8 protein-coding genes and 1 pseudogene (1 of these 9 running past the window's edge) are annotated in these 8094 nt (G+C 57.1%); 6 read left to right on the top strand and 3 right to left on the bottom strand.

Translation table 11 applies throughout. From position 1 onward, the window contains the following. The first annotated feature begins 53 nt into the window (after window positions 1–53). The 3 genes from C0V74_RS06185 (at window position 54) to C0V74_RS06195 (ending at window position 3417) form a co-directional block, all read left to right on the top strand. Window positions 54–824 carry an NUDIX domain-containing protein gene (locus C0V74_RS06185; RefSeq protein ID WP_131624318.1) on the top strand — a complete coding sequence of 257 codons (771 nt, stop codon included), beginning with the start codon at window positions 54–56 and terminating at the stop codon, window positions 822–824. A 504-nt stretch (window positions 825–1328) separates the two neighbouring features. Then, window positions 1329–1853, top strand: a complete 525-nt coding sequence (locus tag C0V74_RS06190; protein ID WP_143251061.1) for a hypothetical protein — start codon at window positions 1329–1331, stop codon at window positions 1851–1853. A gap of 208 nt (window positions 1854–2061) precedes the next feature. Next, a complete protein-coding gene (locus C0V74_RS06195; protein ID WP_143251062.1) occupies window positions 2062–3417 on the top strand; it encodes a hypothetical protein in 1356 nt (451 codons plus the stop codon). Window positions 3418–3649: 232 nt separating this feature from the next. Here C0V74_RS06195 and C0V74_RS06200 read toward each other — a convergent pair whose 3' ends face one another. Further along, window positions 3650–4816, bottom strand: a complete 1167-nt coding sequence (locus C0V74_RS06200) for a hypothetical protein (protein ID WP_143251063.1) — start codon at window positions 4814–4816, stop codon at window positions 3650–3652. Window positions 4817–5505: 689 nt separating this feature from the next. On the opposite strand from C0V74_RS06200, the gene C0V74_RS06205 reads away from it, so the two are divergent. Continuing rightward, the gene (locus tag C0V74_RS06205) at window positions 5506–6177 is read left to right on the top strand and encodes a MobA/MobL family protein (RefSeq protein ID WP_143251064.1); all 672 of its coding nucleotides are present in this window, start codon (window positions 5506–5508) and stop codon (window positions 6175–6177) included. Window positions 6178–6252: 75 nt separating this feature from the next. Further along, a complete protein-coding gene (locus C0V74_RS06210; protein ID WP_143251065.1) occupies window positions 6253–7155 on the top strand; it encodes a 3'-5' exonuclease in 903 nt (300 codons plus the stop codon). 97 nt (window positions 7156–7252) lie between these two features. On the opposite strand, the gene C0V74_RS13265 is transcribed toward C0V74_RS06210, so the two are convergent. Further along, the gene (locus C0V74_RS13265) at window positions 7253–7387 is read right to left on the bottom strand and encodes a hypothetical protein (RefSeq protein WP_282595939.1); all 135 of its coding nucleotides are present in this window, start codon (window positions 7385–7387) and stop codon (window positions 7253–7255) included. A 44-nt stretch (window positions 7388–7431) separates the two neighbouring features. Between C0V74_RS13265 and C0V74_RS06215 the strand changes: the two are divergent. Continuing rightward, window positions 7432–7723: pseudogene (locus C0V74_RS06215) on the top strand (MucR family transcriptional regulator). 117 nt (window positions 7724–7840) lie between these two features. Here C0V74_RS06215 and C0V74_RS12865 read toward each other — a convergent pair. Beyond that, window positions 7841–8094, bottom strand: the final stretch of a protein-coding gene (locus C0V74_RS12865) for a helix-turn-helix transcriptional regulator (protein ID WP_168194164.1). 280 nt of this gene lie beyond the right edge of the window; the window shows 254 of its 534 coding nt (coding positions 281–534); its start codon lies off the right edge, out of view; its stop codon occupies window positions 7841–7843.

The raw sequence follows: 8094 nt of genomic DNA on the forward strand, positions 1-8094 counted from the left end.
GGGTTTCTGGGTGCGAGTGCCCGGACGGGGCAGATCTACACAAGGAGAGTAGCATGACGTTACGAAATCCCGTCGCTCCGGTTCCGGCGGCCACCATGCTGCTTCTTCGCGACGACCCTGAGTTCGAGGTTTTGATGGTCAAGCGGCACCATCAAATCGATTTTGCCTCCGGAGCGTTGGTATTTCCTGGCGGGAAGCCGACGGCTAGTGACGAAGCCCCTGGATGGGCAGATCATTGCTGCGGCTGGGAAAATTTTGACCACACGCAGCGGACCTTGCGGATCGCTGCGATCCGCGAAGCCTACGAAGAAGCGGGGATTCTCCTGGCCGAGAATAACGACGGCACCGAATTCGAGGACGCGTGCGACCTCGAAAGCCGCAAAGCGGTAGAGGTGGGAACGCGGGCGTTTTTAGACATCGTCCGCGATGCCGGCGTGCGCCTGCGCCTTGACCCCCTAATTCATTTTGCCAGATGGATAACGCCGACCTTTATGCACAAGCGCTTCGACACACATTTCTTTGTTGTTCGAGCTCCCGACCGCCAGATTGCGGCATGCGATGGCTACGAGACTGTCGATGCGGAATGGCTTTCGCCGCGCAAGGCGCTTCAATTGGGGGAATCTGGCGAGCGAACGATTATCTTCCCCACCCGGCTAAACCTGCAACTGCTGGCGGAAGCAGACAGCGCCGAAGAGTGTGTTGCCAAGGCCATTGCTCGTAAAATCGTGACGGTCATTCCTGAGATCGTCCAGCGCGAGGGCAAGAACGTCCTCACGATTCCAGAAAATACAGGATATGGTCCCGCATTCGAAGTCATGGGCTAAGAACCGAATGGGAGAGGCCTAGGAACTAGGTATTCACGTGACGACGCGTGCATCCACGTGACCGGCGTCGGAATTTGCGGCGGAGCTAACACAAGTCGATAGGCTTAAACCATACGCGCGACAGAGAACCTTGCTCTGGTAGCGCGGTAGCGGCGTATCGGTTGTCCCGACCACGTAGCGTGCCTATCGCTAGATCCCAACGAACAGAAGCGCCGCAAAGGTCTGGTATTGGCCGTACGTCTGTATCGCGTGAACGACAACAATTGGGCGCAAAGCCGACGTCGCCGCGCCTTCGATCCAATGTGTCAACGCAGACGCTTGGCTAGAGCGAACACGGATTAGAGACCTGGGGTTTGCGGTAGCCTTTCATGCTGCCAACTTCTTGAAGTCGAATGTTCACGTCGTTTACCTGATCGTGCAATTGAGATAGCAAACACTGCAAATGTTTTGTTGGTTCTTCTAAAGTATCCTCAAGTGTTTGAGGGGAAAATGAAGGATGGTGCAGTGAAGATTTATACGATGATGCCCCAAAATAATGAAGCAATGAACCGCGTTGCCATAGCTCTTGCCGATCTTCTTCGGGATGAGCTGGCACCGGAGTTCGCCGAAGACAGCAGTTCGTTTGCAATTATCGCCGGGCCGCCGCTTACCGAGGACTATGCGCTCTACTGGGCTGAAAGCGCGAAAGACACCCAAACGGACATCATCTATTTGAGCTTCGAGCTTGGACGCGAGCACCATGGCCCGACCAGGTTGGCCGTGTTCGCGGAGCGGTCAGGCATCATCTACCGATGGGCAGACTGCGTCTTGTGGGCTCCCAAGGATGGTGGCGCGCTCCGGGTCATGCCGAAAGGCCTTAAAATGTGTTTCTCGCATGACGGCAAGGCGCTGATCTCGCATAAAAGCCGCGCTGCTCAATCGCTTCGAAACGGTATGATCCGTGCGCGCGCCCGCCTTCTTCGAACCGCACGAGCCGTCACCGAGGAACAACTGGCTCATGCGGAAGATGGATGGAGGTACGCTGCCTGACCAAGCCGAGCCGGCTTTCACCGTGTGAAGGCCGGCACCCGGCACAACTCTTTTAAATCAGCACCATCACGTAACCACTCGCGATCGAGTATGAGGCGTGCCCACCCAAGGTCCAATGGTTCTGACCCGCTGGGTCGCAGGATGCCCCCGCCGTTAGAAGTGCAACATGAGGCGATCGGAGCGAAGTATCCAATAAAAGGAATGGAAAATGCTTAGTTCCAAGCAATCTGAACACATCCAAACGGTGCTACTTCGGCGGTTGCGTAGCGTTCTCGGAGACGAATTAACCAGCGTTGGCACGCCATTAGCTGACGCCACTGCTTCGATGCTGGAAGTGGATTGCCATGAGCATGACGCAACGAGCGGACTGGAGAGACTTCTCGCGCTCTCGGATGATGAACTCATCGAGCTCGCCTGCAATATGGCTTTAGCCCTGGAGTATGGCGGCGAATTCGACCTCCCCCTTGGGAGCAAGGTCAGTGGCTCGTATCCGGGGAGCATCGAAGTCGATAGCCTGGTTCTAGTTTTGGATGCTGGTCGCCCCGGTCTTTTTCCGATGGAATTGGTCCCCCGTGATGCTCACGGACCTAATCTTGAGCTCCTCCGCCACGAGATCGAACGATTAACCCGGAAGCTTGCTTGTCGCCGGATTGGTTTGCCTTCTGCTCACTGCGCAGACTCGGGCTCTAGGACACTTCTCCGGTTTCCACCCTTTGTTGAGGCCGGCGGCGTTTCGCTGGAGCGCGCAACCGGCGACCCCGATGCTGCCCGTTTTTGTGCAGCAAGCCGTCGGCAGATTACGAATTTCGCCCACGACGTTGTCTTGGATATGCGAGCACTCTGGTCGAACCGACTTGCGGTTGCAGCGCGGGTCAATGCTGTCCGCGTAGCAGCAGAACAAGCTGCTGCCCAAGCTCTGCCCCCTGCGAGTGTCCACCTGATTGCGATGGACATGCGGTTTCAGCGCGAGAGTAAGGTTTTCGATCTCTACGTCGAATATAACGCGATTGATGAAGCCTTACGGCCCGGCACTGTGCTGCAGTTCGTTCCGGATCAATTTGACGTAAGTGGCGGGTTCGCTCGTGTTCCTAGCTGCTTGGGCGGGAGGTCGGAAACCATATCAGAATTGCGTAGCCAGGGCGCAGACGGCTGGATCGAAGAGATGGCTGCCTGCGTGATTAGTGCGGCACCAGGAGGCGCGGCATCGGTGCTCTCAGCGCTGTCAACAGATTATGAGAAGGTCGTATCGATACCAGTCAGCAGCAAATTCATGTTTGCGACTTTTTATTGGCGCAGCGGCTGCATCAAAGTGGAATTGATCGTACCAGGAGAGATCGAATATACAGCTTCCTCCGACCTAGATTTGCCTGCTGCCCACATCCCAGAGATGGTTTTGAGCCATCTGCCAGGGCAAACCGTTAGCTCAGTCGTTGAATTGCCATTCGATTGCCCTTGCAAGATCGTAGGGGCCGAACCTTTACCGTCTGGGGGCCTTCGCTTGGTGCTCGATCCAGATCGTCAGTTTGTTCACCTCGGTTCTGGCCGCATCTGGACAGTGACCTAGACTATGCCGCAACCCACTCAGAGGTACGAGGTCAATACCTTAGCTGAGTTTTATAATTTGGCTTAGTAATCTGCCCTCTGACTATATTGGCGTTGTCCATGCTAGGGCCTGGTTGCCGAAGAGCTTGAGAGCGGGCCTCCGAAAATGCTCTCAGAGGCCCTACTCTATTGGTCGCACCAACAGTCGATCAAACGTAGACATTTGAGCGGCCATGAACAAAACCTGCACCCGTTTATTCTGGCGGAAGCTCGTAACCTGCAGCTCGCGCACTTGCCCTTGCAGCTGGATCTTTCAACAGGCGTTCCGCCAAACGCAATGCGCGTTGGTTCCGGAGCTCTGCCAGAAAAATCAAGGCCCTCCGATCACGGGCAGCCTGAACGTATTCCGCAAGATGAGGCACTGTCGAGCCGCTGGCGATCGCCGCCTCCCCATTTCGCACGATAGCTTCGTAGTCGGTAGTAATCCGACCCGGCAACCCGACCGCAGTGTTGAGAGCATCATCGGTGCCATCCCGTTTCACAATTTCAGTTGCCACGGGGAGGTATTCAGCCGCGGTGGGGACCGGCAGGTCCAGAACAGTGGCATCATCGCTTACGCCATCAGGATCGCCAGAACTGTCCGCGCTTGGATCGACAGATGGCAGAGGCGACACGCTTTCGGACACGCTGGCTGGTACGCTTGCAAGGAGTTCCGCCTCCTCAGGTTTTTCATCCGAGATACTGAGAGTTTCGTTTGGGCTGGTCGAACTCGTGCCTAGCTCGAAGGTTCGCAAACCGGTCCGCTTGCGCTTGGCGCGCATGTCGTCGGCGACTTGCTGGGGCATCGACGTTCCGTACCGTTCACCGGGATCGAGCTCGAAATCCATCTCACGGCCAGCATAGCAGGATAGCAAACATAGCCATGGAGAGTTCGGGTCATCCAGCTCATGGTTGCGCGCCTTCCATCTCATCAGATCAGCGTAGATCCTGATCTCGAAGTTGCCTTGCTGCCGAAGCACCCATCTCTTGGCCGCAAAACCGGCAAGCTTGTCCACTACCCTCACAGCCTCCTTATAAAGACCCAAGGCCGCTTTAGAGTGTTCCGAAAGCTGCTTTGTGTTGAGCGCCGTCTTGACTGCTTCCACCTCTCGCGCGGCCTGATCAACCGCCAGAAGTGCAATAGTAGCTTTTTCGATAAGTGGCGCTGCTTCCCGCTCGAGTTTGTTGTAGACGTTATTGGCGCGCTCGAGTGCTTCGGGCAAAGGTGTTGTACTAAGGTGGGGATGCTTAAGAGCATTCTCTCGAGCGACCCGAACATCCTCCATGCCTGCCTCACGAGAGATTTTCTCACGTTTAGCGAACACATGATCATAGGCTGCCTTTAGACGTTCGATCACCCCATTTACGATTTCAGCATTCATCATAATCTCCTTAAATTGGAGTTATAGGATGAAGGGTGGGAAACTGCCCGAAGGGGTTGGAAACCTCGTCAGGGGAGAGAAAACTCGCTCTTTTGCCGCGGCCAGCTTTCCCGAGCGGGTGCACAAGCAACGCAGGCTAGGCCTTGGTACGATGCCGAGCATTCGGCGTCGATACGTGTTGCAGAAGAGACGTCGCCAATACGCCAAAACTCGGGCGGCGCATCATTTCGATAAGCGGAGGGATTAAAGTTAGGCGCAATACCGCAAAGACATACGCAGGCGTACGTTTTTGCTGACGGAATTCCGTTCCGAAATTCAGAGCTCACTACGTTCGGTATCGCGGAAAGAAATTCCCGCGGTCGCAGCTTTGATAGCTGCTCGGATCGGATCGCTTTGCGTTTCCTTTGGCGGGCCGCTTCGCGAGCCCTTGGTTCGCCGACCCTCCGGGCACCGCTTTCACTCCCAGACAGACCAAGTGCCTTCAGAGAATCGCCTGAGACCTTGGCGTGAACGATCCGAAGGAAAAGGCGCGTGATCGCGCCCAGGTAGGAAGCCACAGATAGGGCAACAGGTGAGTTCTGCAGGTGAGTGGAAAATAAGAAAACTTTTCAGCTCGCCCTGCAGGGCTCGCGCGACATCAGAAGGTGTCGCTCAGGCGGCCATAGAACGGCCAATTGCAAGGAACTAATATGACACTCGATACCATTCATGAGCAGAAGGAAAGCAGGCTGGCAGACACGCTTCGTCGATCGGCCATCCCGCCCTTCACGGCATCTCCTATAATGCCACCAGATCCAACTGACCCGAAACGCGAACTACTTCGCAAAACGCACCGCACAGCCGTGGCGAGCGCTCTCTATATAACTAGAACGGAAGGCGAAGATTGGCTCGGCCCCCTGCCAAACGCTTACATGGCGAAGGCGGACGATCTAGTCGCCTCCGGTCGGCGCCACCCAATTCAAAATTTTCCGCCGCAATTCCGCGCTGGCCGTTTGATCTGGGAAGAGGCCGATGCGGCTGCCGCGCGGGACCCTGCCGAAGCCGCAGCGGTCCACGTGATAGTGGGCTTGCTGGGTATAGCGCCCGAACAGTGGCGCCCGCTTTTAGAGCGCTTCATTGACGACCATCTGGTCATCAAAGGCATGCTCGTTGATTGGGCGATACATTCAAAGCGTGATGATGCCGGTGGCTGGGCAACCCACCCTCACGCTCATATGATCGTGACCGCGCGCCGATATCGCAGCGATATGAAGAAAGGGCAGCGCCAGAGAACCTGGCTTTATAGCGCCAGGCAGATCGATCAACTCGAGGATGCCTGGCTCGCGGCGACAGGGTTGCAGCGCCTGCCTCTCGCCGCCTGAACTTACCTCATCTCCACCAAAGAACGGCCGCGCCTGTCCTCAGGCGCGGCCGTTCGCGCGTAAGGACACTACAAAATGACCTACTACTCTACAGCTCGCACGGCATCGGAAATCCTTGCAGAGCAACTCGAAGCAGATCCGAACTATCGTGTTCTTCGCCGGCTCCCGCACCGCGAGCAAATCTGGTGCCGCAGCATGCCGGTCGAGAACGCCGGCGCATCAATAGTGCTTGGGGTAATCGACAGCGAAACCACTGGACTTGATTGCCAACGGGACAAGATGATCGAGCTGGCGCTGGTGAAGCTTACCATGGACCCCCTCACCGGTGACGTACTAGACGTCAGCGCTCCGATCTCATGGTTAGAGGATCCGGGTGAGCCGCTCAGCGCGCAGATCGAAGCTCTGACGGGACTGACAGACGCTGACTTGGCGGGCGAGTTTTTCTGCGAAGAGAAGATCTTCAATGCGTTCTCCGATGTCGATGTCCTCGTCGCGCATAACGCTGCTTTCGACTGCGGATTTCTGGCCGCCCGGTTTCCCCGCCTCAATAAGCCGGTTGCCTGCTCCTTGACTGAAATCGAGTGGCCAACACATGGCTTGGAAGGCGGAAAATCGATCGGCAGCCTGCTTACGGCGGCAGGACATTTCTTGGGGCAAGCGCATCGAGCGGCGCCGGATGCATGGGCCCTGTGCTGCTTGCTGATGATGCGCGGTGCCGACGCCCGCTCAATCGCAAGCCACCTATTCGATCGCGCCCGCCGCCCGACTGCGCGCGCATATGCCGTCGGAGCGCCATATGCGTTGAAAGACACATTGAAAGCCGCCGGATATCGATGGGCAGCTCCACAACGGGCTTGGGCGATTGAAGGGGAAACAGACCGAATTGCCAGCGAGGTCGATTGGCTCACCACTCTTCTTCCAGCCATTCGCCCCAAGGTCGTTGCGATCAACTGGCGGAACCGACACACCGGCTGGTAGACCTGATTCAAGCTAAACACTGTCGACCGCAATGAGTGATAACTGACTGGCCACTTTCAACCCGAGGTCCCGCCAAGGCGTACCTCGCTGATAAGGCTCAGAGGGCGCCACCCGAATGCTCTTTGCGTTGGGCACGGATCAGGCGATCCCAGTGCGCCTTAAGAACCAACCCGCCGCCGATTTTCCAGCTGAAGAACATGAAAATGGCGAAGCTGAAGATGAGCCAAGTCACGTCGAGCTCGGACCGGGCCAGCGGTGTACGGCGCGCTCGTGGGCATGGGTGCTGAGGCGCCGCAAGCTGAACCGGCGAGACCCGAACCGGCCGTGACGGTTCGCGCCTCGGTCAAGCGAGACCATCTCGTTTGCCTGGAAGACGGCAAGAAAGGCTCAAACGCCACCTGATGACGAGCATGGCATGACACCTGCTGAATACCGAAGCCGCTGGGGTCTGGCCGCCGACTACCCCATGGTAGCGCCGGAGTATGCAGAGACACGCCGCGATCTCGCAGTGAAAATCGGTCTTGGGCGTAAACCCGGCCAAAAACGCGGTCGGCGGAAGCAAACGTAGCGGAACCGCAGTTAAAGACGGGGGCCGCGACCGGCATCAGGACCGGCTGGTCCCTCTACGCCCTTTAGGTCGGTCGGCCCCTGCTAAGGCAATCGCGTTATAAGCTGCTCGGATTTGCTAGGCTCGACTTTTGCCTCCGCAATACTGTTCGAACTCCTCGATGTCGGCGAAGCCCAGAGCTACCGCCAACTTCTCGTTGTTAGCGTAATGTCGATCGCCGACCTGATCGAGGAGTGATGGGCTGAAGCCGATGCCGCGCTCATGACGTGACAACGTCGCTTCACTAACACCGGCAGCACGGGCGAGCTGAGCTGCACTCAGGCCGAGAGCCCGCCGGCGTTCTCGCGTACGTTGTCCGTGCACCCCTAGCT

Source organism: Altererythrobacter sp. TH136 (assembly GCF_007065885.1).
In the GTDB taxonomy this organism is placed as follows: domain Bacteria; phylum Pseudomonadota; class Alphaproteobacteria; order Sphingomonadales; family Sphingomonadaceae; genus Tsuneonella.